Annotated in this window: 24 protein-coding genes; 12 read left to right on the top strand and 12 right to left on the bottom strand. The window is 68.3% G+C overall.

Annotation, left to right across the window (positions count from 1 at the left end; genetic code table 11):
- Window positions 1–31 precede the first annotated feature (31 nt).
- Window positions 32–616: a TetR/AcrR family transcriptional regulator gene (locus tag Pmi06nite_RS38035; RefSeq protein WP_203958079.1), complete on the top strand. Its 585-nt coding sequence runs from the start codon at window positions 32–34 to the stop codon at window positions 614–616.
- A gap of 307 nt (window positions 617–923) precedes the next feature.
- Here the strand turns inward: Pmi06nite_RS38035 and Pmi06nite_RS38030 are convergent, their stop codons facing one another.
- Window positions 924–1,496, bottom strand: coding sequence for a TetR/AcrR family transcriptional regulator (locus Pmi06nite_RS38030; protein WP_203958078.1), 573 nt, complete (start codon window positions 1,494–1,496; stop codon window positions 924–926).
- Between the two features lie 625 nt (window positions 1,497–2,121).
- Here Pmi06nite_RS38030 and Pmi06nite_RS38025 point away from each other — a divergent pair.
- On the top strand, window positions 2,122–2,682 hold the full coding sequence (locus tag Pmi06nite_RS38025; RefSeq protein ID WP_203958077.1) for a hypothetical protein: 561 nt from the start codon (window positions 2,122–2,124) through the stop codon (window positions 2,680–2,682).
- Window positions 2,683–3,040: 358 nt separating this feature from the next.
- Here the strand turns inward: Pmi06nite_RS38025 and Pmi06nite_RS38020 are convergent, their stop codons facing one another.
- A complete protein-coding gene (locus tag Pmi06nite_RS38020) occupies window positions 3,041–3,991 on the bottom strand; it encodes a helix-turn-helix transcriptional regulator (protein ID WP_203958076.1) in 951 nt (316 codons plus the stop codon).
- A 187-nt stretch (window positions 3,992–4,178) separates the two neighbouring features.
- Here Pmi06nite_RS38020 and Pmi06nite_RS38015 point away from each other — a divergent pair, with 187 nt between their 5' ends.
- Together Pmi06nite_RS38015 and Pmi06nite_RS38010 are read left to right on the top strand one after the other, a co-directional pair.
- Entirely contained in the window at window positions 4,179–4,616 is a 438-nt protein-coding gene (locus Pmi06nite_RS38015; RefSeq protein WP_308442561.1) for a carboxymuconolactone decarboxylase family protein, read from the top strand.
- A 128-nt stretch (window positions 4,617–4,744) separates the two neighbouring features.
- Window positions 4,745–5,392 carry a YdeI/OmpD-associated family protein gene (locus tag Pmi06nite_RS38010; RefSeq protein ID WP_203958074.1) on the top strand — a complete coding sequence of 216 codons (648 nt, stop codon included), beginning with the start codon at window positions 4,745–4,747 and terminating at the stop codon, window positions 5,390–5,392.
- 151 nt (window positions 5,393–5,543) lie between these two features.
- Here Pmi06nite_RS38010 and Pmi06nite_RS38005 read toward each other — a convergent pair whose 3' ends face one another.
- The 4 genes from Pmi06nite_RS38005 to Pmi06nite_RS37990 form a co-directional block, all read right to left on the bottom strand.
- Window positions 5,544–6,440: a YcnI family copper-binding membrane protein gene (locus Pmi06nite_RS38005; protein ID WP_203958073.1), complete on the bottom strand. Its 897-nt coding sequence runs from the start codon at window positions 6,438–6,440 to the stop codon at window positions 5,544–5,546.
- Between the two features lie 67 nt (window positions 6,441–6,507).
- A complete protein-coding gene (locus Pmi06nite_RS38000) occupies window positions 6,508–7,260 on the bottom strand; it encodes a hypothetical protein (RefSeq protein ID WP_203958072.1) in 753 nt (250 codons plus the stop codon).
- Between the two features lie 16 nt (window positions 7,261–7,276).
- Entirely contained in the window at window positions 7,277–9,079 is a 1,803-nt protein-coding gene (locus Pmi06nite_RS37995) for a copper resistance CopC/CopD family protein (RefSeq protein ID WP_203958071.1), read from the bottom strand.
- A 168-nt stretch (window positions 9,080–9,247) separates the two neighbouring features.
- Window positions 9,248–10,726 (bottom strand): LVIVD repeat-containing protein, encoded by a 1,479-nt coding sequence (locus Pmi06nite_RS37990; protein WP_203958070.1) that lies wholly within the window; start codon window positions 10,724–10,726, stop codon window positions 9,248–9,250.
- A gap of 287 nt (window positions 10,727–11,013) precedes the next feature.
- On the opposite strand from Pmi06nite_RS37990, the gene Pmi06nite_RS37985 reads away from it, so the two are divergent.
- Window positions 11,014–11,559 carry a hypothetical protein gene (locus tag Pmi06nite_RS37985; protein ID WP_203958069.1) on the top strand — a complete coding sequence of 182 codons (546 nt, stop codon included), beginning with the start codon at window positions 11,014–11,016 and terminating at the stop codon, window positions 11,557–11,559.
- A 29-nt stretch (window positions 11,560–11,588) separates the two neighbouring features.
- Here Pmi06nite_RS37985 and Pmi06nite_RS37980 read toward each other — a convergent pair whose 3' ends face one another.
- Window positions 11,589–13,046, bottom strand: coding sequence for an MFS transporter (locus Pmi06nite_RS37980; protein ID WP_239114486.1), 1,458 nt, complete (start codon window positions 13,044–13,046; stop codon window positions 11,589–11,591).
- Between the two features lie 163 nt (window positions 13,047–13,209).
- Here Pmi06nite_RS37980 and Pmi06nite_RS37975 point away from each other — a divergent pair, with 163 nt between their 5' ends.
- A complete protein-coding gene (locus Pmi06nite_RS37975; protein WP_203958068.1) occupies window positions 13,210–13,569 on the top strand; it encodes a YciI family protein in 360 nt (119 codons plus the stop codon).
- Window positions 13,566–14,828 (top strand): RNA polymerase sigma factor, encoded by a 1,263-nt coding sequence (locus tag Pmi06nite_RS37970; protein ID WP_203958067.1) that lies wholly within the window; start codon window positions 13,566–13,568, stop codon window positions 14,826–14,828. The genes Pmi06nite_RS37975 and Pmi06nite_RS37970 overlap by 4 nt, the downstream gene beginning before the upstream one ends.
- Window positions 14,829–14,835: 7 nt before the next feature.
- On the opposite strand, the gene Pmi06nite_RS37965 is transcribed toward Pmi06nite_RS37970, so the two are convergent.
- Complete coding sequence (locus tag Pmi06nite_RS37965; protein ID WP_203958066.1) at window positions 14,836–15,171, bottom strand: hypothetical protein; 336 nt, start codon at window positions 15,169–15,171, stop codon at window positions 14,836–14,838.
- Window positions 15,172–15,309: 138 nt separating this feature from the next.
- Between Pmi06nite_RS37965 and Pmi06nite_RS37960 the strand changes: the two genes are divergently transcribed.
- Together Pmi06nite_RS37960 and Pmi06nite_RS37955 are read left to right on the top strand one after the other, a co-directional pair.
- The gene (locus Pmi06nite_RS37960) at window positions 15,310–17,604 is read left to right on the top strand and encodes a LamG-like jellyroll fold domain-containing protein (protein WP_203958065.1); all 2,295 of its coding nucleotides are present in this window, start codon (window positions 15,310–15,312) and stop codon (window positions 17,602–17,604) included.
- Between the two features lie 192 nt (window positions 17,605–17,796).
- Entirely contained in the window at window positions 17,797–18,411 is a 615-nt protein-coding gene (locus Pmi06nite_RS37955; protein ID WP_203958064.1) for a TetR/AcrR family transcriptional regulator, read from the top strand.
- Between the two features lie 117 nt (window positions 18,412–18,528).
- Here Pmi06nite_RS37955 and Pmi06nite_RS37950 read toward each other — a convergent pair whose 3' ends face one another.
- Both Pmi06nite_RS37950 and Pmi06nite_RS37945 read right to left on the bottom strand, forming a co-directional pair.
- Window positions 18,529–19,338 carry an SDR family NAD(P)-dependent oxidoreductase gene (locus tag Pmi06nite_RS37950; RefSeq protein WP_203958063.1) on the bottom strand — a complete coding sequence of 270 codons (810 nt, stop codon included), beginning with the start codon at window positions 19,336–19,338 and terminating at the stop codon, window positions 18,529–18,531.
- A 115-nt stretch (window positions 19,339–19,453) separates the two neighbouring features.
- Window positions 19,454–20,359, bottom strand: coding sequence for an SDR family NAD(P)-dependent oxidoreductase (locus Pmi06nite_RS37945; protein ID WP_203958062.1), 906 nt, complete (start codon window positions 20,357–20,359; stop codon window positions 19,454–19,456).
- 60 nt (window positions 20,360–20,419) lie between these two features.
- Between Pmi06nite_RS37945 and Pmi06nite_RS37940 the strand changes: the two genes are divergently transcribed.
- The 3 genes from Pmi06nite_RS37940 (at window position 20,420) to Pmi06nite_RS37930 (ending at window position 23,235) form a co-directional block, all read left to right on the top strand.
- Window positions 20,420–21,382 (top strand): AraC family transcriptional regulator, encoded by a 963-nt coding sequence (locus Pmi06nite_RS37940; protein WP_203958061.1) that lies wholly within the window; start codon window positions 20,420–20,422, stop codon window positions 21,380–21,382.
- A 220-nt stretch (window positions 21,383–21,602) separates the two neighbouring features.
- Window positions 21,603–22,337, top strand: a complete 735-nt coding sequence (locus Pmi06nite_RS37935; protein WP_203958060.1) for a GNAT family N-acetyltransferase — start codon at window positions 21,603–21,605, stop codon at window positions 22,335–22,337.
- Window positions 22,338–22,545: 208 nt separating this feature from the next.
- Window positions 22,546–23,235, top strand: a complete 690-nt coding sequence (locus Pmi06nite_RS37930) for a type 1 glutamine amidotransferase domain-containing protein (RefSeq protein WP_203958059.1) — start codon at window positions 22,546–22,548, stop codon at window positions 23,233–23,235.
- Here Pmi06nite_RS37930 and Pmi06nite_RS42810 read toward each other — a convergent pair.
- Both Pmi06nite_RS42810 and Pmi06nite_RS37925 read right to left on the bottom strand, forming a co-directional pair.
- Entirely contained in the window at window positions 23,218–23,349 is a 132-nt protein-coding gene (locus Pmi06nite_RS42810; RefSeq protein WP_275409648.1) for a hypothetical protein, read from the bottom strand. The two genes, Pmi06nite_RS37930 and Pmi06nite_RS42810, sit on opposite strands and share 18 nt — an antisense overlap.
- Window positions 23,350–23,463: 114 nt before the next feature.
- Entirely contained in the window at window positions 23,464–25,773 is a 2,310-nt protein-coding gene (locus Pmi06nite_RS37925) for a thiamine pyrophosphate-binding protein (protein WP_239114485.1), read from the bottom strand.
- Between the last annotated feature and the right edge of the window lie 124 nt (window positions 25,774–25,897).

The raw sequence follows: 25,897 nt of genomic DNA, 5'->3' as shown, positions 1-25,897 counted from the left end.
ATCAGATTCCGTTTGGCGAAAAGAGGTGCCCATGACCAGCAGGAACGACGCGGTGCCGCAGACGCCCCTTCGTGCGGACGCCCGCCGCAACGTCGAGGCGCTCGTCGAGGGCGCCCGCACCGTATTCGCCCGCGACGGCGTCGACGCGCACGTGAAGGACATAGCCCTGGAGGCCGGGGTCGGAGTCGCGACCCTGTACCGCCACTTCCCCAAGCGGACCGATCTCGTACTCGCAGTACTGCAGCATGACGTCGACGAGTGCGTCGAAACGGCCCAGGAACTCGCCGCGGCGCACACGCCGATGGATGCCCTCACACTGTGGCTCGACCGTTATTGCGCGTTCGTCCTCACAAAACATGGTCTCGCAGCGGCGCTGCAGTCGGGCGAAGCGACCTTCGCCGGACTCGGCGCACAACTGCTGGAACGGCTGGAGCCGACACTTGACGAGCTTTTGCAGGGCGCGCGAGTCACGGGGGCGATGGAGGGCGGGGCGAGCGCGATGGATCTCCTCCGCGCGGTCGCACACCTGTGCACGCCCGGCCCGGCGCACATCGACTACACCCGGCGCATGATCACGCTATTGCTCACCGGACTGCGGCAGGACCCGGCGACGTAACGGCTAAAAGGACTACACGCTGAGCGTCACCGCCGTACCCGCGATTGACCACCGGTATGTGAGCGAGTACTTCTGGCCGGACGATGGGGTCGAAGTCGCAAGCAGGGCCCAGGCTCGTGGGCTGTCTCGTGTCAAGCTCTTCCGATCGGGACCTGTGTCATCGGTCGGCAGCCCTTCTTCGTTTTCCTGCGTATCGATAGCGTGCCGGACGCGACGGGTCTGGTTGAAATCACCGCGATGCCTGCGGGCTTTGCCCTGCCGGGCATGGGGCTGACGTGGTGGGCGAGGTCATCTGGCATGCCGAGCACTATTCCTGCAGGAGCCTGTCGACTCCGCGCAGGAAGGTCTCGCAGACCAGTACCGGGTCGAACAGGCAGCCGGCGGCCATGGCGCCGTCGCGCATCATCACGAAGTGGCGGGCGGCGGGCTCAGCGGCTGTCTCCCGGATCTTGGCCAGCAGTTCCGTGACGGTTTCCAGGAACCATTGGCGGTGGGCGAGCACGGCCTTGTGCGCCGGGGACTCGGGGTCGGGATATTCGGCAGCGGCGTTGAGGAAGGCGCATCCCCGGAAGCCGGGGGACTGGATGCCCTGGGCGATGGACTCGCCGAGGGCCCGGATGGTGTCGGCGGCCGGCAGTCCGACGGTCATGGCCTCGTCCGCCTGGCTGCGCATGGCTCGGTCGACCTCGTTCAGGTAGGCGAGGACGAGGTCTTCCTTGCCGGGGAAGTGCCGGTAGAGGGTGGCCCGCGTCACCTGTGCTTCGGCGACGATGCGATCGATGCCGACGGCGTGGATGCCCTCTGCGTAGAAGAGTCGGGTAGCCGTGTTGAGCAGCCGGGATCGCGCTTCGGATGGCCGGCCTTCGGATTGCCTGCGCATGCCACCACCTTAGTGGGTAGAACGTTCGGTCTTGACAGCGTGCGTCGTAAATTGCCATGCTGTGCCGCGATAGAACGTTCTGTCTTGCGGGAGAGTTATTCCAGTGGCTCGTCGTCTTCAAGTGCGCACCGCCCCCGCTGTTCATCGGTACGGCCACGGTCACCGCAGTCGGCCCGGCTGGCCGCGCCCAAGCCGACCGTCGTCCTGGTGCACGGTGGCTGGGTGGACTCGTCCAGCTCGGCCGGCATGATCACCCGGTTGGGCGCCGGCTACGCAGTGATCGCCACGTCAAATCCGCTGCCTGGCCTACCCATCGACCCGGCCGCGGTCAGGGACGTGCCCCACAGCAAACACGGCCCGACCATCCTGGTCGGTCACTCGTTACGGCGTCGCGATGATCAGCAATGCTGCGGCTGGCGCGGCGGCCTGGCACACCATCTCGTCCTGCTACCTGCTCAGCAGGCAGGGACCAGGCCATGCGGACCAATGCTCACACCGACGAGGTGAACTGCTCGCACGCTGCCATGGTCAGCCACGCCGACCTGGTCGCCTACCTGATCGGAAAGGCCGACCACGGGACGTGCTGAACCGCTCTTCTCATCACTCATCCACCGAAAGGATCATCATGACCGCTATCGCTGCTTCACCCGGTATTTCCGGGACCGCGTCCGCACTGCGGCGGCTGTACTTCGTCCGGTTCGCGTTCGCCATCGTCTGGGCCCTTGTGATGTTCACGACCGCCTCGAAACTGGGCCCGGTCGCGGTCACTCTGCTCGTGCTCTACCCGCTGTTCGACGTGGCCGCCGCCATCATCGACGTCCGCGCGTCGCGTACCACCGGATCACCTGCCCTGCTGTACGTGAACATCGCGGTCAGCCTGATCACCGCCATCGGCGTGGCCATCGCCTGCGCGTCCGGTATCCCGGCGGTGCTGCGCGTGTGGGGCGTTTGGGCGGTCGTGGCCGGCCTGGTCCAGCTCATTGTGGGTGTCACTCGCCGCAAGATGGGCGGCCAGTGGCCGATGATCATCAGCGGCGGCATCTCCGTACTCGCCGGTGCGTCGTTCATCGTTGGTGCCACCGCGGACAACCCGACGCTGACCAACGCGGCCGGCTACGCCATCCCCGGCGGCATCTTCTTCCTCATCTCGGCCTTCCGTCTCGGCCGCGCCGCGAAGGGAAACTGACATGGGCAGCACCACTTACGACGTCGTCGCCATCGGGCCGGCCGGGTTGGCGTAAACGTCGCCGCCTGGGTGGTGCAGGGCAGGCTGAGCGCCGCCATCGTCGAGCGCGAGTTCGCCGGTGGATGTCGGGAGACGCTATCGGTGCCCCATCCGGGTGTCCTCAGCCCGCGGCATGAAACAGCGTGATCTCCACCTGAGGTGGAGATCACGCCCGGTGGGAGAACGCCCAGCCGATCAACGACCAGGCAGCCTCGATCGGCTGGTACCAGCACTCGCTGAACATGAATCCGCCTCATCTGGGTGGTACCACCGGTCGCTGAGCTTGGTACCAGAACTCAGCTATCGGCGGGTGCTTGTGTCACTGATTGTCCTTGAGGAGTTGTTGTGTGCGGGTGAGGAATGCCTGGCGGACCTCTTCTGGGTGCAGTATCTGGAGTGGTCGGCCGAGGCTGAGCAGGTAGCGGGCCAGGCCGTCGGCGTCTGGCCCGCCGATGTCGATGATCGTGGCGTCATCGCCGTCCGGGTGGTGGACGCCGACCGTTAGTGGTACCAGCCTGCGGGCCTCATCGGCCGGTACGGCCAGGCGAATGGTCACCCGCACCGGGTGGGGCCTCAGCGCGATGCCCGTGCTGACCATCTGTGCTGGATCTGGCGGGTCGGGCAGGGCAGTGGCCTGCCCGGTGGCTGTGGCATCGATGATGCGATCGGTACGGAAGGTGCGCCAGTCCTGCCGCGTCAGGTCGTAGGCGAGGAGATACCAGCGGCGGCCGGTGTAGATGAGCCGGTAGGGGTCCACTCGGCGGGTGGACGTCGTTTCGGCCCGGTCGCGGTAGGTCAACTGGGTGCGTTCGCCTCGCCGGCACGCGGTGGCCAGGTCGAGCAGCAGCGCGGGAGAGATCTGGCTGTCATCGGGTCGTGCGGTGTGGGTGAACGCGGCGTCCAGCTCGCCGAGCCGGTCGGCGATCCTGGCAGGCAGCACCTGGCGTAGTTTCAGCAGCGCCGACAGGGCTGCCTGGTCGCTGCCGGAGACTCCGCTGAAGGCGGCGGTGCGCAGCCCGACAGCGACCGCGAGGGCCTCCTCCTCGTCAAGGATCAGTGGCGGAATGCTGGTTCCGGGCCCGAGGTGGTAGCCGCCCCATGGGCCCATCTCCGATTCGATGCCGTAGCCGAGTTCACGTAGCCGGGCGATGTCCCGGCGAACCGTCCGTTCGGTGATCTCCAGCTGGGCGGAAAGATCAGCGCACGTCCAGGACTGCCGCGTTGACAGCAAAGAAAGCAGCTGCAGCAGCCGCGCCGAGGTGTTGACCACGGCTGACAGTCTGCTCGATAACCAGGACCGTTTCTGACCGGGTCATACCGTAACGTCGCCGGCATGACCGAGAACTCCTCGGCCGAAAAGTCCATTACGACGACGATGACCTCCGCCAAGGTCCGTTAGATGACGGGCCCGGGTGGGCGCACGTAACCGACGAGGGGCAGGACCCATGGAAGCACGCATGAAGAGCGTGGCGAATCCCGACGTGATCACAGCGATCCAGCATCTCCACAAGGCGATTCACGCCGGTGGCGTCGACCCGCTCGTGCTCGAGCTGGTCCATCTGCGGGCCAGCCAGATCAACGGCTGCAGCCCGTGTGTGTTCGCCGGCGTCCAGTCGGCGAAGAAGCATGGAGAGACCGATGAGCGGCTGCACAACGTGGTCACCTGGCGCGAGACCCCGTTCTTCACCGAGGAGGAGCGGGCGGCGCTCGCCCTGACCGAGGCCGCCACCCGGATCCAGGACGGCGCGCCGGGCGTGACCGACGAGATCTGGGACGCTGCTGCCACCCACTTCGACGAGAACCAGATGTCCGCGATCATCCTGAACATCGCAATCACCAACTTCTTCAACCGGATCAACCACACGATCCGGGAGCAGGCCGGCAAGGCCTGGTGAAGGCGGGCGGGCGTCCTCCGTCCAGAGGCCGCGGTGGCGACGTGGCGAAGGACGTGATCGGCCGGCTCCACCGCTGACCGATCCAGCGCCACTTCCGGCAGGCCCCCGTCCTGGGCTCCCACCTTCGGGTGACCGCCGACAACCATCCCTTTGATGATCATCAGGGGCACATGACGATGAGCGACGAACTACTGGAACTGACCGTTACCGATGCCCGCGCCTGGCGGGAGTGGCTCAGCGAGCACCACGACAGCTCTGCAGGAGTGTGGCTGGTCCTCGCCAAGCAGAACACGACCGAACCCACCAGCCTCACCTACGACCAGGCGCTCGATGAGGCCCTGTGCCATGGCTGGATCGATGGCCAGCTACGACGGCGGAATGAGATCACCTTCTGCCGGCGCTTCACCCCCCGTGGGACACAAAGTCCCTGGTCAGCGCGGAACGTTGGCATCGTCACCCGTCTGATCAGCGAGGGCCGGATGCACCCGGACGGAATGACCGAGGTCGAGCGGGCCAAGGCCGACGGTCGCTGGGACGCGGCCTACGCGGGACAAGCGGGCATCGAGATGCCGTCCGATCTGGCCGCCGCGTTGGCCGCAGAACCCAGGGCGCAAGCGATGTTCGACATCCTCACGTCCCAGAACCGCTACGCCGTCCTCTATCGAGTCGCAAACGCCAAACGCGCCGAGACCCGAGCCCGCCGCATCACCCAGTTCGTCGAAATGCTCGCCCGCGGCGAGACGATCCATCCACAAAAGCGTGCTCTCGGCAGTTGAATGCGGGCCCACTCCTCTCCCCGCCTCGCTCCTCCAAGCCCACGCACATGGCGGTTCGGCGTTCGGCCAGACCCCGGACCTACCAGCTGCCAAGAACCCGCCATGGGCGCAGGCGATGATCTGGCGTGTGCGGCTCCCGCAGGAGCAGGCGCTATCGCGTCCGGCGCGACCGCACGGCCATCGTCGCTGCGCACGCGAGGGAGATCACCAGCGAGGCCGCGGACAGCCCGATCGCCCACGGAACTCCCGCGCCCGACCCGGTCTCAGACGTGCTACCCGCGGCCAGAGCCGCCCGGGCGGTGCCCGTCGACGGGGATGACGCCGTGTCCCCCTTGGGCACGAGCCGGAGCATTGGCGCGGGCCGCTCCGGCTCGTCGGCGCCGGAGGCCGGCTCCTGGATCCAGCGCACCACCTCGCCATCGCTGTAGTGCTGGAGCGTCTTGAACACCAGACGGTCGGTCTCGGGCAGCGGTCCGGCGCTCACGGAGAACTCGTCGTACTCACCAGGCTTGATCGCTGACTTCGAATCCGCCGCGGTCCAGGTGATCTTTCCGATGACCTCGCTGATCTGGGCGCCGTGCACCTCGATCGGCGTGGCCAGCTTGGTCTTCGTGATCTCGTACGACCAGCCGGGATGTGGCTTCACCGAGACCGAAGCCAGCGGGGAGTCGGTCGGGAGCTGAACCTCGATCTCGGTGGTGCTCGCGTCGTCGCGTTCGTTGGGGACGCGGAACGTCAAGGCGGCGTAGCCGCCCTGGGTGGCCGTCTCCGGGCTCACCGTCACGTGTGCGAACGCCACCGCCTGCATGACGCCGACCAGGCAGGCCGCCACACCCGCGGTTACAAGGCCACGTACGGCGCGGCGCTGCATGCGCACTCTCCGGGTCATTCCAGACGATCGGGCGCTGGTCGCCTCGGCGGCCCCGACCGTGCCAGAGCTGACCGGACCGGGCGTGCCGGCGTGTGCCGGACCCAGGCTTCCCATCCGCAGCGCGGGCGCCGTGACGGGTACGGTGATAGTGCCCGTCAGGGGGGCTCTAGCGCTCAACGCTCCTCCAGTAGGTACGGCTCTCACTGTTCTTCGACCATCAATAGGTGATCTTCATGGAAGATCGCTAACCGAGGCGGGCCAGCGTCGTCGTCATCAACGCCTTGACCTTCTCGTCGGTGTCAGCACGCTGGCCTACCGCCTTGATCTGCGCGTAGCCGACGTAAACGATGGCGTTGGCCTTGTGCACCACGACGGTGACCAGATCGTCGTAGGTGTCCGCGTTCATCTCTGGGGGCGAGGTGTGCACGAGATGCTGGGCGAACCCCTTCCACCCATCCATCTCGATCGGCCGGCTGCCGACCTTGTAAGCGCCCACGACGGACGGCGGTCCGCCGAGCACGCTGAACGCCTCCGGACACTTGGCGGACTCGGCCACGACGGTGTCCATCGTGCCGTCGGCGAGCGAGGGGCTCTGGAAGACCACTGCGCCCTGGGTGACGACCGGAAGTGACGACGGCCCCACGCGCTGCGGGCCGACGATGAACCGCCCGGTCGGATTCCCGCCCACCGGCTCGATCGCCGGCTGCACGTCGACCTGGGCGTCCTCCGAGCGCTGGACGTACGGACAGGTCGGGATGCTGTTCGGGGGTGTGTAGATGACGTGCGAGGCGTGGTCGGTGTCCTCGAACTCGGTGGCGCCCTTTCCCAGGTCGCTGGGGCTGACGAGGCCGGACCGGATGGAGTTCACGGTGTAGGGCGGCTTGGTCAGCGGCTGCGGAGCCCCGTTGGAGCAGCCCGCCAGGACGCAGAGGGCGATCACGCCGGCAGCGGTCATGGTCGCTCGGAGCCGGGACGCCTTCCTGTCAGCGCCTCGCATGTGTGTTACCAGCCTTTCAGTGTGTCGTGAACGGGACACGCACGGGTGTCTCGTCGAAGTCGGAGACTCGGATGTCCAGCCGCAGGACCCACTCCCCCGGGTACGGGATGGACATCGAGTTCGCCACATAGTGGCCGGGTTCGGCCGCGGAGACTTTTACGGGCAGCGCCGGGACGCTGCGGTCGCGCGACTCGAGCGCACCCGAGACCTCGGGCACCGCGACCAGCGAGCCGTTCCGCCCGGTGATGTAGATGTCGGCCACGTTGCTTCCCAGCTTCGCGGGCTCGATCTTCACCTCGACCGAGCCGCCCCCTAGCCCGGCGGCTGGGCCGACCGCGTCCGCGACGGCGGCGGGAAGAGGGACCGTGGTATGCACCGGCGGCGCGTAGCTGGTGCGGGCCGGGGCGGTGTTGACCAGCACGGCCGTGATCGACACGACGGCGACCCCGAGCACGACCTCACCCGCGACCGAGCGGCGCAGCCGGCGCACCGCGGTGTAAGGCGCGGCATCGAGGCCGAGGGAGTCGCGACCGCGCCGCCGCACGAACCGCCGCGCTCCTGCGGCGAGACCCACCACGGCGAGGACGGCGGCGAGCTTGCCGAGAAGCAGTTGCCCATAGCCGGTCCCGCCGAGCGCGCCCCACGTTCCCACCTGCCGCCAGGCCAGATACACGCCCGTCACCGCGATCACCGCGAAGCAGATCTGCGCGAGCGTGGAAAACCTCGGGAGCGCGGGTTCCAGGGAGACGGCGCCGGTGGGCTCCCGCCCCCTCCCTGGGGGGAGCACGCAGGCCGCGAGCGTGATCAGGCCGCCCAGCCACAGAGCCATGGCGAGCAGGTGCAGGCTGGTCGCAGGTACGGCCAGCCAGGTCTGCTCGCCAGTCTGTGCGTGATCCGCCAGCGTCCAGGTGAACGGCAGGAGGACGGCGCAGGCGGCCCCGACGCCGGCTACTCCGACTCCGACCGTCCCAGCGCCAGACGTCCTGGCGCCGTCCGTCCGGACGTCAGCCGGGGACGAGGAGGGGCGTACAGCGATCCAGAAGGCCACACCAAGAGCGAGCACGAGCAACAGCCGCACCGACAGCGCGTGACCCAACCGCGTGGACAGCGTCGCGCTGAGCAGCTCAGGGTCGAACACCTCGGTCAGCGACGTGCCCGCGGCGTACGGCCCCTGTACGAGCAGGACGACCACGGTGCCCGCGGTCAAGGCTGCGAAACCGGACCACACGATGCCCCGGCCGCGGCGGTCGTCGCGGCCGGCGGGCCAGAGCACGGCGACGAACAGTGCACCACCGAGGGCGAGGGCCAGACCGAGAAACGCAAGGGCGCGACCGACGGCGTCGACGACGGGAACGGCAGGGCTGACATCCTCCTCCACCGGGGTGGCCAGCGTGCTCGGGCGGCCGATGCTGAAGCTGAACGCCCCCGACACCACGTGCGAGTCCGCGGAGGTGATCCGCCAGGCCAGGACGTAGGTTCCCTCCACCAAACTCGCCGGAAGGCTCACCCGCGCCGTGTTGGCCTTCCCATCCACGTAACCGGGAGCACCGATCGCCAGCTTCTTCCCGGTCACGTCGAGCAGCTGGAACGACCGCTGGTTGAAGCTCACCGCCTCATTGAAGGTGAGCCTGACGTCGGCCGGAGGCGAGTGCAGCACCTGGCCGTCGACCGGCGAGCTCTTTGTCAGGTAGGCATGCGCGTACGCCGGACGCGTGACCGCGGTGGAGACGAGATCCGCGACCAGACCGCACGCCACGAGGATCGCGACCACCGCCAGCCGCGCGATCAGCCGGGCCCGACGATGGCCCGTGTGGTTCACGCCGCGCATCATCCGTGCTGGTCCGTACGCAGTGTGCCGTCGCCCGAGAGAGGGGTCGGCACCCCAAACGTGATCTCCACGCCCGTCCTACCTCCATGCCCGTCGCCACCGAAAGACGGCCCGAGCGCAGCGTCGCCACGCTCGGGCCGGAGCTTTCGCCTCAGACGGTCACTTGTCGCACGAGTTCCAGCAGATCTTCTTGTCCGGCTTTCCGGCCAGCTTGCCGTCGAACCGGAGCACGTCGACGCCTCGGTTGTAGTCCGCGACGTAGACCAGTCCGTTGTGCCAGTAGGCGGCCGACGCCGAGCCGGCGGTCACGCCCTCCCCCGCCGGCACCCGGAAGTAGCCGACCTGGGTCGGGTTCTTGGGATCCGACACGTCGAGGAAACGGGTGCCCTGGCCGTACCACGCCTGCGCGACGATGTTGCCGTTCACCGTGAACCAGTGCGCGGAGCAGCTACCGGTGGTGGCCGACCCCTCCTTGCCCCACGGCGACCAGTGGCTGATCAGGTCCAGCCGGAACGGCTTCTCCGGCGTGGACCGCCAGCTCTCGCCGTCGTAGCTGCCCTTCAGCGAGGCGATCTTGAACTCACCCGCCTGGGAGCAGGCCGTGATGTTCTCGTTGGTGATGTAGAGGAGCTCGCCCTTGTCGAAGGAGCCGAGCTTCTCGGTGTTGTGGTACGCGTTGTGGTCGAAGAAGTCGAAGAAGGCGGTGCCCGCCGGGTTGGTGGGGACGACAGTGCCGCCGGCGTACGGCACCGGGTCGTACGCGGTCGCGACCCGGTTGCGCTTCTGCACCGGGTCGTAGTGCCTGCCCTTGGTCCAGTAGCCGCGTACGCCGCCCTCACCGGAGACCCAGGCGACACCGTTCTTGTCGACGTCGACGCTGTGCACGTAGTCCGTGGTCCCGTCGAACCGGCCGAGATCGAGCGCCCCGTCGAAGGTGCGCGGGTGCTTGATGTCGCGGATGTCGGTCACCCGGATCGGCACGCCCTTCCAGGACGGGTCCTGGCCCGGCGTGCCCGTGTTCGCCGGACCGACCGACCACAGGTACGTGCAGTCGTTGATGCACGTGGCTGTGTGCCCGGCCGGGACCGGCTGGAAGATGACGGTCGCCGGCTTCCACGGGTTCTTGACGTCGACGATGTAGACGCCGGACTGACCGGTGGAGACGGTGCCGCCGAAGCCGCGCGGGTCCCGGCTGAGGAAGACCAGCTTGCGCTTCGGGTCGACGGTCATGTTCTCGCCTTCCCAGAACCTGTCCTGGGTGTCCCCCGGCTGGCGCAGCTCGGCCGCCGTGATCTTGGAGATCAGGGCCGGGTGCTTGGGGTTCTTCAGCGACCAGACGGCGAGGCCGCCGGTGCCGTTGGCGAACATGAAGTCGTAGCCGTACTTGTCGTAGTGGATGAAGTTCAGACCCGAGTAGCCGCTGACGCCCTTGACGTTGTCGATGAACGTGACGTTGCCTGCGACAGCGGTCGTCGGGACGTTGTGCACGTCGTCGATGACCGGACCGCCATGAGCGGAGTTGCTGGACGGACTCGGGTCGGACGGCTTGTCTGCGAATGCTGAGCCGGCTCCGGACAGCTGCAGTGCCGCAGCCGTTGCCAGAGCGACAGCACCCGCCACGAGGGATTTTGCTTTCACCAGACCCTCCCTTAGGGGCCGGCAGTGCAGTTGGACAACCGCGCGGCCGAAGATCACACCTGACACGACTTTAGAGATCTGTAAGAGCGGCTGTCATGATGCAAATGTTGCAAATGCCCCCTTTGGGGCTCCATCATTCGTCGCGATCGTGCCCTGGCGTGCTCTTATGGCCGTGGCCTCGGCTGCAGTGCGGTGGGCTAACGATTCGATGTCACGATCTGGACCTCAGCCGCTCCGCGAGGATCATCCGGCTTGGAGCGCGTAGCCGAACCTCCCGGAGCCGAACCATGGCACACCAGCAGGGCCCTCCCGGACAGCCGCCACCCCATCACGCCACCGCGCCGGCCAAACCGAACGTTGCGCTCACGGTAGGTCTCATCCTGATCGGAGTCGTCGGCCTGGTCTGCCTCCTGGCCCCCGTCCTGGGGTTGGTCCTCTATTTCTTCGACACCGGAAATTGCGGCGCGCAGTGCACCACACCATCCCCCCGTGTGGTCGACCCCGCAGAGGCGAAGATCCGTCATACGGTCGTGTTCGAGGCCGAAAGCCCAAATGGGGCGTCATCGCAATCGACCGTGAACTACGCCTCCTGGGCGGCCTCGATCCCAGCGCTTGAGAGCGGCCCCGTGCGATTACCTCACAGGCAGACCGTGGAGATCGTCGGCCCGGTGCCGGAGCTGTCCATGTCGGTGGACAGCTACCCTGAGGGCAGGGAAGTGACCTGCCGCATCACCGTCGACGGCCAGGTGGTGCCGCAAGCCTCCAACTCCAGCACGGTCGAGGCCCGGTGCGTGGTACCGGGCGACCAGCACACTCCCCCGTGGGCCTCCTAGCGGCCCGTCACGCAACCTTGGGGCCGGACCTACGGCGTTCGGTTTCGGGAGGAGAGGGTCAGGGCTACCGTCGCAGCCACGATGAGGACGGCGGCGGCCACCTTGAACGCCGAAAGGTAGCCGTCGACGGCAGTCGCGCCGGACGGGGTGGGTCCGGTTTGGCGGAAGGCCAGGGTGGCCAGGCAGGCGAGGCCGATCGCGCCGCCCACCTGTTGCATGGTGTTCTGCACCGCCGAGGCCACGCTGGAGTCCTCGCCGGTGACGCCGTGCAGCGCGGCGTCCAGGAGCGCCGGGAAGGTCATCCCGGTGAACAGGCCGACCACGAGCATGCAGGGCAGGACCCCGCCCACATACGAGCCGACCACGTCGAGGCGGAAGGTTATGAGGAGTCCTGCGGCGAGGCCGAGGAAGCTGGTGACCAGGAGCGCACGCACCCCGGCGCGCGGCAGCAGGGCGCTGCCGAGAGCGATGCCCGCGCCGATAGCCACCCCGAACGGCACGTACGACAGGCCGCCCTGCAGCGGCGAGTACCCCAGCACCTGCTGCTCGTACAGGGTGAGCAGGAAGACGAACGTGAAGAACGCGGCCGTGTTGAGCAGGCTGAGGATGTTGGCCGTAACCCGGGTGCGGTCGGCGAAGAACCGGGGCGGGATCAGCGGCGCGGTCGAGCGCGCCTCGACCAGGACCGTGGCCGCGAGCAGGACGATCCCGCCGAGCAGCGGCGCCAGCACCTGCCACGAGCCCCACGGGTGAGTGGCGGCCTGCTGCAGGCCCGCCACGATCGCCACCAGGCCGGCCGTGGCGGTGACCGCTCCGGTGAGGTCGAGGCGGCAGTGGTCGCGGGCCATCCGGCTCTCGGTCACCAGGCGTGGCACGAGGGCCAGGACGACCAGCGCGACCGGCAGGTTGATGAAGAAGATCCAGCGCCAGGACGCCAGGTCGGTCAGCACCCCGGAGATGATCGTCCCCGCGATCCCGCCGAGGCCGGTGAGCCCACCCCAAACCCCGAGGGCCTTCGCCCTTTCGCCGGGGTCGGTGAAGAGCAGGGCGATCAGGCCGAGCGCGGCGGGCGCGGCCAGCGCCTCGCCGACGCCCTGCGCGAAGCGTCCCGTCACCAGCATCCCCGCGCCGGCCGCCGCCCCGGACACGGCCGAGGCGAGCGCGAAGACCGCCACCCCGGCCAGGAACAGCCGCCGCCTGCCGTAAATGTCGGCCAGCCGCCCGCCGAGCAGCAGCAGGCCGCCCGCCATGAGCGCGTACCCGTTGACCACCCAGGCCAGGCCCGGTCCGGAGAAGCCGAGGGCGTGCTGGATGCGCGGCAGGGCGACATTCACGATCGTCAGGTCGAGGACGAGCATGAACTGGATGAGGCCCAGCACGGCCAGTGCCCGCCACCGCCGGGGATCCGGCGCGGCGAGCGGCGGCCCGGCGTCCGGGCTCTCCTTGGTCTTCGAGCTTTCCGGGGTCTTCGAAGTCTCCATAGTCATGGAAGGCGTCCCTTCTCGGAGGGTCGGTGCGGTGGTGCGTTCCCTGGCGAGGAACCCGGGATGGGCGGGTTCTCGCGAAGGGGTGTAGAAACCGGGACGCCGGTTTCGACATGATGATGGGGACGATCCGCCCCCGGACGACGTGAAGGCCGTGGAGGCGCCGATGAAGTACGTGATCCTCATCCACAGCAACCCCGCCGCCTGGGACGCGCTGTCCGAGGCCCAGAAGGTGGAGGTCGGCCGCCGTCACCTGGCCCTCACCGACGACCTGGCCGCGTCCGGCGAGCTGATCGTCACCGAGGCGCTGGCCGACCCGTCGCTGACCAGGCACGTCATGGTGCGCGACGGCCGCACGGTCGCGGGCGACGGGCCGTTCGCCGAGGTCAAGGAGCACCTGGCGGGTTTCTATCTTGTCGACTGCGACAGCATGGACCGCGCGCTCGCCCACGCGGCGCGCCTGGCCCCGTACGGCGAGATCGAGGTTCGCCCGGTCATGGACCTACACGCCGTCCTCGACGTGTGAGCGGCGCCCATCAGACCTGCGAGCCGGCCCGGGTCGAGGAGCTGCTGCGAACCCTGGCGCCGACGGTGCTCGGCGTGCTCGTGCGGCGGTACGGCGACTTCGGCACGTGCGAGGACGCCGTGCAGGAGGCGCTGCTGGCGGCGGCCGTCCAGTGGGCCGCTGAGGGGGTGCCGGCCAACCCGCCGGGCTGGCTGGTCAGGGTCGCCGCGCGCCGGTGGACCGAGCTGTGGCGCAGCGACACGGCCCGGCGCCGCCGCGAGGAGACCGCCGCCCTGCTGTCCCCGCCGGAGCCCGAGCCCGCGCCTGCCTCCGACGACACGCTGACCCTGCTCATGTTGTGCTGCCATCCGTCGCTCACCCCGGCGTCCCAGGTGGCGCTGACGCTGCGGGCCGTCGGCGGGCTGAGCACCGCCGAGATCGCCCGCGCGCTGCTGGTGCCTCCCGCGACCGCGGCGCAGCGGATCAGCCGCGCCAAGCAGACGATCCGGGCAAGCGGCGCGACGTTCGGGATGCCTCCGCCCGACGAGCGCTCCGCCCGTATGGCGGCGGTCACCGAAGTGCTGTACCTGGTCTTCAACGAGGGGTACACGGCCAGTTCGGGCTCGGCGCTGCACCGCGTCGAGCTCACCGCCGAGGCCGTCCGCCTCACCCGGCAGCTCCACGCCCTGCTGCCCCAGGATGGCGAGGTGGCGGGGCTGCTGGCGCTCATGCGGCTCACCGACGCCCGCCGACCCGCGCGGGTCGGCCCGGACGGCGCGCTGATCCCGCTCGCCGACCAGGACCGGAGCCGGTGGGACGCCGCCGCCGTCGCCGAGGGCGTCGCGCTGATCAGCCGCACCCTGGCCCACGGCCCGGTCGGGCCCTACCAGCTGCAGGCCGCCATCGCGGCCGTGCACGACGAGGCTCCCCGGGCCGAGGAGACCGACTGGCCGCAGATCCTTACGCTGTACGATCTGCTCGACGCCGTCGCGCCGGGGCCGATGGTGACGCTCAACCGCGTCGTCGCCGTCGCCATGGTGCACGGACCACAGGCCGGGCTCCGGCATCTGGCCGCCGCCGAGGCGGATCCCGCGCTCGCCGACCATCATCGCCTGCACGCCGTACGGGCTCACCTGCTCGACCTCGCGGGCGACCACGAGGCGGCGTGCGCGCGCTACGAGCTGGCCGCACGGCGCACGCTCAACCTCCCTGAGCAGCGCTATCTCCGCCTCCGCGCTGCCCGCGCGGGCCGCCCGCCGGAGGCCGGGCCAGGGAGATGAGCCTTGATCACCACGGCATCGCTCCATTGCGGTAGCGGAACGTGCCGGTCGGGACGTCCGGACCGATCCCGGCCATCGTGACGATGACCTCCGCGCCTTCGGCCACGCTCTGGTGGCCCCGGTGGCCGTTGAATACGCCTACGTCACCACTAAGATCGGCGCCATCCCCGCCATCCGACAGGCCGAGATCGTGCCCGTCCTCCACAGGCTCAAGCAAGCCGGCACACGCATCCGCAACGAACGCCTTGTCTTGGACTGACCCGGCGCGATGACCGGCATCACCGGCGGCTGCCAGGTCACGTAGCCGACCATCGACGGCACCATCCGGGTCAACCCGCATCACGCCCGGAGTCTGTTAATCCCGGGATTGACCCCTTTATCTTCCTGCGTCCGGCTCCCACGATTCAGATCTGCTTCACCGGACAGCCGTGCGTACTGAATACGGTCCGGCCGTTACCTAGGAAGCAGCGGTTGGAGACTGATGGACAACGTAGGCGAACAGCACGGTGTCGGACGCCGAGCCCTGATTCAGGCCGCACTGGCCGCTCCCGCCGTCGGCGCTTTGTCGACGCTGGTAGGCGCCTCTCCGGCGAGCGCGGACGATGGACACCGCGCCGGCGGCAACGGGCACTTCGACGAGGAGAGCCCCCGTTTCGCCTTGGCCGTGCTGCCGGACACCCAATACCTTTTCGACGCGGACAGCGCCAACCCCGAGCCACTGCTCAAGACCTTCGACTACCTCATTCAGGAACGCGCGGACCTGAACATCGCGTTCATGACGCACCTCGGCGATGTCACCGAGCACGGCACCGAGCAGGAGGAAACGCTCGCGGGCAAGACCTTCCGGGCCATCGACAACAAGGTGCCGTACAGCGTGCTCGCGGGAAACCACGACGTCACGTCGGACGACCAGCGCGGAAAGACGCCCTACTTGAGCGTCTTCGGTCCGCAGCGCTTCGCCAAGTCGCCGACCTTCCGGGGCGCCTCCCCCGACGGCTACAACAGTTTCCACGTGGTTCGGGCGGGCGGCCGTGAATGGCTGATCCTCGCGCTCGACTGGAGACTGTCGGACAAGGGCGTGACGTGGGCGCAGGGCGTCATCGACGCTCACCGCACGCTGCCCGTCATTCTCACCACCCACGAACTGGTCGCTCCGGGCGACAACGGCACGGCGTACCTGTCCGCCTACGGGCAACAGTTGTGGGACGGCATCATTCGCCGTAACGACCAGATCTTCCTCACGCTCAACGGTCACTTCTGGCCGCCCGCGCGCACGGTTCTGAAGAACGACGCGGGGAACGACGTTCACGCGCATATCACCAACTACCAGGACCGCTACTACGGTGGCGGCGGCATGATCCGCCTGTATCACTTCGACCTCGTCCGGAACGTCGTCGACGTCGAAACCTTCTCGCCGTGGTTCCTGGACCGCGACACGGAGCGTCGGTCTCCCCTCGAGGCCGAGACGCTGGAGCTCACCGGCCCGACGGACCGTTTCAGCATCGACATCGACTTCACCGCGCGCTTCCAGGGGTTCGCCCCGGTGACGCCGCCCCCTCCGCGCCCCGTCAGCGTCGTGACGCCCAAGGGCACCGTGGCGTACTGGCGCTTCGACGCGGCAGGGCTGACCGGCGCCGGCACGGCGGGAAGCCCCGTCGCGGCCGGAACGGTGGTTCCCGACCTCACCGGCAACGGCAACAACCTGACGGTTCAGCTGCTCGGCACTCCGGTGCCAGGCAACCTGCTCAGCCAGGTCGGCGCGGTGACCGCGAGCGCCGAGAACGCGCCGAACGAAACCGCCGCGAACCTCAAGGACGGCAATTCGTCGACCAAATGGCTGGCGTTCAGCGCGACCGGCTGGGTGACCTACCAGCTGGCCAAGCCTGCGGTGGTGGTGCAGTACGCGCTGACCTCCGCGAACGACTCGCCGGGCCGCGACCCCAAGGACTTCACGGTGCAGGGGTCGAACGACGGCAGTTCGTGGACCGACCTGGACACGCAGACGGGGCAGACCTTCAGCGGGCGGTTCGCCACCAACACCTACAGCTTCACCAACAAGACCGCCTACGCGTACTACCGGCTCAACGTCACCGCGAACTCCGGTGACTCGCTCATCCAGCTCGCCGACTGGAGCATCGGCGACGGCTCGAACCAGTTGCTCACCTGGTCGCCCGATCACCACACCGGGCAGCCGGCGCATGCCAGCCTGCGCTTCGACGGAGGCAAGGGCCCCAACAGGGCTGCGATTCTCGAGGCCGTGGCCGGTGCGCCCGTCAACAGCATGAAGTTCCGCTCCGGATACACGATCGAGGCGTTCATCAAGCTGCCCGATCCGTTCCAGGGTGACCATGCCTGGATGGGCATCCTCAGCTGGGAGGGTCGCAGCGGTGACGCCGGCAAGACCAACGGCTACTCCCAAGACGAACCCACCTGCAGCCTGAACCTGTCTCCCGAGCGGTTCCTGCAGTACATCGTCTATCCGGACGTGCAGAACTCGAGCCCCACATCGTGGAGCCACGCCCTGCCGCCCGGAGAGTGGACGCACATCGCCGTGGTCAACGACGGCCGGGCAACGGTGATCTACGTGAACGGATCGAAGATCGTCCGTAACCCCACTCAGCCCTCGACGGGCATCGCCACCCTCGGCAAGCCGTTCGTCATCGGTGCTACGCAGAGTGCCCTGCAGTTCGGCCAGGGCTTCTACGGATGGATCGGCGACGTTCGCATCTCGTCCCGCGCGTTGCGGACAAGCGAGTTCCTCACCACCTTCAAGTGACGCAGATCGTACGGGGCCGGCACAGGGACCGGCCCCGTACGGCCAGCCCATCCGCCGGCCGATCTGAGCGGACGACGGACGCCCGACCGTCCGCCGGGTACGTGCCCGTGGTCCCCACCGCTTTTTGACCGTCTTGTACAAGATGTTCCATTTGACCGATTAAGCGCATGCGACCTTGGGTAGCGCCAGGTAATGGCACCACAGGAACACGGGGGCCAGCCCGAGGTCATTCTGGAGGTCGCGGCACGGCTTTTCGCGGCTCTCGGCTACGACGGCACGTCAATCCGTCAGATCGCTGAGGCGGTCGGGCTGGACATCACCACGATCACCGAGCAGGTGGGCAGCAAACGGGATATCTACCTCGCAGTCATGGAACGGGCGTTCCAATCGGAGCGTGCCGCGCTCGAGTCGGCGGCGGTGGAGTTCGAAGCGAACGGTTCGGTTCACCAGCTATTCGACCGCTACCTTGATTTCTACGTCGAGCATCCGGACATCGTGGCGCTCTGGATGCATCGATGGTTGCTGGACGCGGCGGACGTCGCGGAGTTGGAGAACCAATATGTCGAGCCGCTCACCGGGATGATCGGCAAGGCGGTGGGAAATCTGCTCCCCGATACCGACGTCGACATCGAGTACACGCTCTGGACCGTGATCTGGTCCGTCCACGGCTTTGTCACAGGGGGCGTTCTGGAGGCTGACGGGGAACTCCGGGGACCCTCGAACCCGCAGAGCCTGCGCCGGTTCCGGCGGACCATGCACCAGATGCTCCACCGCCACCTGGGCCTCCCCGGTGATCCACCAGTCTGAAAGGCCGCCCTTCACTTTCGCCCCATGCGGAGTCGTCTCCTTGGGTGACCAGTCCCCGTTCCGCGCGCATACTCCCGAGGTGATGGATCGCCGGAGTCGCGAAGCGTCACTGGAGTACTAGGCGAGGGCCGAAAGGTGGTTCCACTTCTCCCACTCGGCGAGGCGTTCGGCGTACGTCGCCTGGGCCATCGACAGTGCCGCGCCTCCAAGGAACAGGCGCAGCGGTGGCTCGGCGGTGTCCACCAGTTCCATGATCACCTGTGCCGTGGCCGCCGGGTCGGCTTGTGGGGCGGCGGCGCTGATGGCTGTTCTCCGGGCGGTCAAGTCCTGGTACGCCGGGGAGGGCATGGCCCGGATGGACGACGAGCCGCTCCAGTCGGTCGCGTACGCTGCGGGCTCGACGATCGTCACCTTGATGCCGAACGCGGCGACCTCCTGGGCCAGAGCCTCGCTGAGGCCTTCGACGGCGAACTTGGAGGCGTGGTAGATGGACAGCAACGGCCATGCCACGATCCCGGCGATGCTCGACACGTTGATGATGTGCCCGGCGCCCGCCGCGCGCAGATGGGGAAGCACGGCCTGAGTGACCCAGAGGGTGCCGAACACGTTGGTGTCCACCTGCTTGCGGGCCCGTTCCTCAGTGATGTCCTCGGCGGCGCCGAACAGCCCGTATCCGGCGTTGTTGACCACGACGTCGAGTGTGCCGAAGTGCTCGTGCGCGCGGTCGACCGCCGCGACCACGGCCGCCCGGTCGGTGACGTCGAGTGCGAGTGGAAGGAGCCGGTCGTCGGCCCTCTCCTTCATTTCCGCCAGGACCTGCGGGTCGCGGACGGTGGCTGCCACCCGGTCGCCGCGCTTCAGCGCGGCTTCGGCCCAAAGGCGGCCGAAACCGCGGGAGGCGCCGGTGATGAACCAGGTCTTCGTCATAACTTTCACCTTGTCGATAGAAGGTAGGCGTGGGTCGCCGCCGGGCACAGGGCGTCTACGGTCAGCCCAGGCACCGGGATGATCCGGGTGCGACGCGCCCACCGACTGGTGATCATCAGTTGAGTGTCGCTTTGAGCGCGTAGTCCCAGAGGCGGTCCGCGGCAGCCGGGTCGACCGCCCAGTGCGCTACGCCGCCGGGCACTTCTGGGCCGCCGGGCACCGCCTCTTCTTCCTGGTTGTCCGAGAAGTACCGGCCGGTCACCCCGTCGAGCAGTGGGGACGCGGCGAGCAGCACCGAGGTGGCGGCTCCCTGCTCCGGGGTCTTGTAGTAGTCCGGGGTCAGGAGGTTTCCCTCGTCGTCCATCGAGCCGAACGCCCGCCTGGTGTCATCGTCGAGATGCCGCTGCAGGTTGGTGTGGATGTAGCCGGGGTTCAGCGAGTTGGCGGTGACGCCGTCGGCGGCCCAGCGCCGGCCGACACCGACCGCGAGCAGAACATCGGCCGTCTTCGACTGCCCGTACGCGGCCCAGCGGTCGTACGGGCGTCGCTCGAAGTGCGGGTCGTCGAAGTCGAAGGGCGCGCGCAGATGGGCGCCGGAACTCACCGTGACCACCCGCGCGTCGCCGGCCTGCCGCAGGTTGTCGTGCAGGCCGGTGATCAGAGCGAAATGGCCGAGGAAGTTCGTCGCCAGCTGCAGTTCCCAGCCGTTGGCGGCGACCTGGCGGGTGGGCACCGCCATGATCCCGGCGTTCGCGACGATAGCGTGCACGGGCCCGGTCCAGTCGGCCACGAACGCGCGCACCGAGCCGAGGTCGCTCAGGTCCAAGGGCCGCTCGCCGCCGGCGGGGTTGCGCGTCGCCACGGTGACCTCGGCCCCCGCTCCCCGCAGAGCCCGGACGGTCTCCAGGCCGATCCCGGAGGCACCGCCGGTGACGATGATTCGTCGCCCGGTGAGGTCGACGTCGGCGAGGATCTCGGCGGCCGTGGTCTTGGCGTTGAACGGAGTGCTGATACGTGTCATGGTCTCGACGGTAAGGACCGGAGACTGGACTTGGAATGCTCCTGGGTCCAACATAGTTGCGTGAGCGTCCAGCTAGCCGATCCCCTCGAAGAGGTCCTCACTCTCATCGGCACGACCAGCCACCTGTCTGTCGGGCTGGTCGCCGGCGGCGAGTGGGCGGTGTCGTTCGAGCCGCCGCAGGGGGTCAAGTTCAACGCGGTACGCCGCGGACACTGCCTGCTCACCGTCGACGCCGTGCCGGAGCCGATCAAGCTGGCCGAGAGCGACTGCTTCCTGCTCACGCAGCCGCGGAGCTTCACTCTGGCCAGCAAGCGGGGGGTTCGGCCGGTCCCGGCCAACCCGGTCTTCGCGGCGGCCACCGACGGTGTGGCCAGGGTGGGAACCGGTGAGGACGTGGTCTTCGTCGGCGGCCGGTTCGACTTCGGTGAACGGGCCCAGGAGCTGCTGCTCGACGCGCTGCCGCCGGTGATCCATGTGCCCGGCCACACCGCCGAGGCCGCCACCGTGCGGTGGGCACTCGAGCAGATCGACGCCGAGCTGCGCGACCGGCCGCTCGCCTCGACACTGGTCACCGAGCATCTCGCCCTGGTGATGCTGATCCACCTGCTGCGCCTGCACCTGGCCGTCGCCAGGCCCGGTGAGGTGTCCGGCTGGCTGGCCGGGCTCGCCGACCCGGTCGTGGCCCCGGCGCTGCGGGCCATGCACGCCCGGCCGGACCGCTCCTGGACGGTGGCTCAGCTGGCTGAGGTTGCGGCGGTGTCCCGGTCAACGCTCGCCGCCCGGTTCAAGCAGGTCGTCGGGCAGGGCCCGCTCAACTACCTGAGCGGCTGGCGGATCGAACTGGCCGCCGACCGCCTGCGCCGCGGCGACGGAACGGTGGCGTCGATCGCCCGTGAGGTCGGCTACGGCTCGGAGAGCGCGCTGAGCAACGCGTTCAAGCGGGTCACTGGCGCGTCCCCGCGCGATTACCGCCGCCGGATCGGTGCGATCGGCGATTCCGGTGTCGGCGCAGTTCGGATGTGACCTCAGGTTGAGATCCACAAAGTGAGGGCCGAGCACACGACTCTGCGTATCCACTGTCAGTGGCACTGCGCTCAACAGCATGCGTGGTAGGCCACGACGAGGGTGAAGGCCCTGTCCTTGGCGACGGCCGTCGCGACCGTCAGCCCTTGGGCGCCGTACTTCGCGTGGTCCGGTCAGGGTGGTCCCGGGCTCTGATGCCCATCGGCTTACCATCATGCGAGTGGAATCGCTCGACACGTTGCTCGCCGCGCACCGCGCGTACCTCCTCGGCTGGAACATCGGCATGGCCGGAAGCCCCGACCTGCCGACCTACCGGAGCGAGGTGCCGCACGCGCCCCTCAACGGCGTGCTGCGAGTGCGTGGGCGTGCCCCGCAGGATGCTCTTGCCGAAGCCCGTCACCGCCTCGAGGGCGTCCCTCGGATCTGGTGGGTCGGCCCGGACAGCGACGCGGGCACGGGTGACGCCCTGGCGTCCCTCGGCGCGGTCCAGTTGGCCCGCATGCCGATCATGACGGTGGCAATCGACGAGGCGTCCACCGCGCCCACGCCGGCCGGGCTGCACATCGTCGAGACCACCGACCTGTCTGAATTCGTGCCGGCCTACGCCAGGGTTTCGGGAATTCGTCCGGACGGCATCGCCGCCACGATGGACCGGGAGAAGGCGTTCTCCGGAGACGGCACCGTGATCAGACTGGCCGGCCGCCTTGACGACGGCCAGATCGCCGGCACCGCGGTCGCCTGGCTGAGCCACGGCCTGCTCACCCTGTACTTCGTCGGCACTCAGCCCGAGCATCGCCGACGTGGCATCGGCACCGCCATGACAAGGGCAGCACTCGACCTGGCACGCGAGCGAGGCATACGCGCGGCCGCCCTCACCTCGAGCGCCGCCGGCGAACCGATCTACCGCCGTATGGGCTTCCGCACGGTGGGGACGTTCCAGCTGTTGTCGTTCTGACCCGAGCCGGGGCGGGTGCCTCCCCACCTCGGAGCCGCATCCCCAAGGATGACGCGCTGCCCACCGGCGCCGACCTGCTCACCGAGCGGCGGCGTGACCGGCTCAAGGTCGCGTCGACCAGGCGCACACCGCCGCAATGTGACCCATGTCATATTGGAGATAGGTGCTGCGCCAAATCGGTCAGGTGTGGATGAGGAGGCGGTTGGCCGTGGCGAGTCTACTTTTCGTGATGACCGGGACGGCGTACTGGACGCTCAAGGACGGCACCAGGCATGCGACCGGTTACTGGGCTGAGGAGTTCGCGGCGCCGTACAAGGCGCTCGCCGAGGCAGGCCATCAGATCGTGGTCGCAAGCCCAAACGGGGTAGTCCCGACCGTGGACATGATGAGTCTGCGCCCTGAGATGGCCGGCAGCGCTCAGATCGCTCTCGATCTGGAGGCGATCATCCGCTCTGCGGAGGTGATGCGGCGGCCGATCCGATTGGCTGATGCCCGTCTGGAGGATTACGACGCGGTCTACCTCCCTGGCGGCCACGGCCCCATGGAAGACCTGTCCGTCGACGCGGACGCCGGCCGGTTACTGACCGCGGCGCTCGCCTCCGGAAAGCCTCTCGCCATTGTCTGCCACGCTCCGGCCGCGATGCTGGCGACCAGGATCCACGGCGTATCGCCGTTCGCGGGCTACCGAGTAACTGCGTTCACCAATGAGGAGGAGAACGCGGTCGGCCTCGGCCCAAAGGCCCGTTGGTTGCTGGAGGACGAGCTCATTGACCTGGGCGTCAACTTCACCAAGGGCGAGATGTGGAAGCCCTATACGGTGGTTGACCGCAGCCTGTTCACCGGACAGAACCCTGCCTCGGCAGCCGTCCTGGCCGAACGACTACTCAAAGTCCTCTAGCCCCGCCGCGACCCGGATGCGGACGAGGTCGCCGGGGTCCTCGTCCGACCGCAGCCCACGCCACGACGGGTGCCGCAGGACGCCGTCGCCGGTCTCGGCGTCCTGCGACCTCACCGACGTTCCGCGGCTCCCCCACTGGGCGTTCCGGGCGTGCTCCGGCGGCACCGGCCCGTCGAACGGTTCGCGGCCCGCTGCAACGGGACCCGTCGGGGGTGAGCTTGCGGTCGGCTATCGACCGAGCAGGCCGAGCGCCGCATCGACGATGGAACCTGCGTCGATTCCGTGCAGGGCATAAGCATCGGCGAGGCTCGAAGACTGCCCGAACTCAGTCACTCCGAGACAGCGGATCCGGTCTCCGCGGGCCCCGGCGAGGAACGAAAGAGTGTGCGGGTGGCCGTCGAGGACCGTTACCAACGGCGTCGGGTACGGCTGCGGAAACAGCGTCTCCACGATGTTGCCGCCAGTACCAGGGCGCCGCTCGCCACGCTGCTGGAACGATCGGAAAACCAGGTCGGCGCTGGTCAGACAGACGACACCTGCCGCGATACCGAGGTTTTCGAGAATCTGAGCCGCCTGCGTCACTTCGGGCATGATCGCGCCCATTCCGACAAGCGTCACCTGCTCGGATCCCGGGTCATGGTCGGTGAGACGGTACCCACCGGCGACGGCTTGCAGGCGGCGGCGCTCCAGGAGTGCAGGTTCCTCCGGCAGTCGTGCGAGGTCGGGGTCGATGGGGCGGGTGGAGAGCCGGAAATAGGCCGATGTTCCTCCCGGAATTCCGACCTGGGTCATCGCATGCAAGAAGGTCCACTCCAGGTCTTGGGCGAACGCCGGTTCCCAAGCCGTGCATGCCGGCTGCTCAAGCCCGATCGACGGAGTCGTGATCGACTGGTGGGCGCCGCCTTCCGGAGCGAGGGTCACACCGGACGGCGTGCCGACGAGGATCGACTGACCGCCGGCGTAGATCCCGTATGACCACGGTTCGAGCGCCCGGGACACGAACGGGTCGTACAAGGTCCCGATGGGGATCAGCCGGTGCCCCCAGCGGCTCCAGGTGGCACCGAGCTCACCGAGAAGGCTGACAAGATTCACCTCCGCGATGCCCAGTTCGATGTGCTGTCCGGTCGGGAGTTCAGCCCACTTCAGGATCCGCTCGGTGTCGTCCGCGAACCAGTCGCGGCGGTCCGCGATCGACCACACACCGGTCTTGTTGATCCAGCCGCCGAGGTTGGTCGAGGAGGCGACGTCCGGGCTGCAGGTGACGATGTACGGCGCCAGATCCGGGGCATCGCGAGGGATGTCTGCGAGGAGGCGACCCAGAGCGGCCTGCGTGGATGTGGGTTTGCGGTACGGGTGGCCGAGCGAGGTCGGGACGGCCACCTCCGGCAGAGGTCGCAGCGGCGGACGTTTGAGCAGCTCGGCGCGGGTAGAGCACAGGCGGCCGGAAATCGAGTCGGCGCTGAAGCTCCGCCAGGGATCTTCGAGGCTGGTGCCACATCGCTCAGCCAGGTCGTGCATCTGCGCTTCGGTCAGCAAGGCCGAGTGGTTGTTCGGATGCCCTTCCGTGGGCAGGCCGCGCCCCTTGATCGTATAGGCGAAGATCACGGTTGGCCGATTGGTCGCGGCGCTGCTGTAGGTGTCCGTGAGCAGGCCGAGGTCGTGGCCGCCGAGGTCCCGGATGGCCGCGGCGAGCCTGGCCGGCTCCAGATCGCGGACCAGTGCGCGGAGCCTGTCACTTCCTCCACCATCAAGGATCCGGTCGGCGATCTGGGAGGAGTCGACACGCAGCATTCGCTGGTACTCCTCGTTCGGCATCGCCTCGAGCCTCACTCGAAGCTCCTCACCTCCTGGAAGCTCGAACAGTTCGCTGATCAGGCGGCCCCACTTCAGCGTGATGACCTGCCATCCGGCGGCGGCGAACATGCCTTGGAGCCGCTCGATCTGAATGTCCGGGACGACGCGGTCCAGCGACTGCCGGTTCAGATCGACGATCCACAGGAGCTCACCCATGGAGGGGACGGCAGGATCGGCGATCGCCTCCCAGATGGCGCCTTCGTCGAGTTCGGCGTCGCCGAGCAGGCTGACGAACCGGCCGGCGGCGGGAGCGGCGGCCGAACGCGACCGCAAGTACCGGAGCGACATCGCGGCCCACAACGAGGCTGTCGCGCCGATGCCCACCGAGCCGGTGGAGAAGTCGACCGTGTCGGGGTCCTTGATCCGGCTCGGATAGCTCTGGAGGCCGCCCTTCTCTCGGAGCGTTCGCAGGTACTTCGGGTCGAGATCTCCGAGTAGGTAGTTGATCGCGTGGAGCACAGGTGAGGCGTGCGGCTTGACCGAGACGCGGTCTTCGTGAGTCAGCTCGTGGAACCAGAGGGCGACCATGATGTCGACCATCGACGCCGACGACGCCTGGTGTCCGCCGACTTTCACGCCCGAGGGGTTGGGCCGGTTACGGTTCGCGGCGTCCACGATGGCCGAGGACAGCCAGAGAACCCTTGTGGAGATCTCGCGAAGCGCCGTGGCTTCGTCGTCTGTCAAACCCGGGCGAATAGTCGAGAGCGGCTGGTCCGAACCGTCCGCGAGGGGCCTGTCGTCCGTCTGAGTCATGAAGATCCTCGATCGCTTGTGGCGCGCAGTATCCCGCCCCGGCCCGGGCGCCCCT

The sequence above is a fragment of the Planotetraspora mira genome (assembly GCF_016863275.1).
Lineage (GTDB): Bacteria > Actinomycetota > Actinomycetes > Streptosporangiales > Streptosporangiaceae > Planotetraspora > Planotetraspora mira.
Note: the sequence above shows the minus strand (reverse complement) of the source record. Positions and strands in the feature narration are given on the sequence as shown.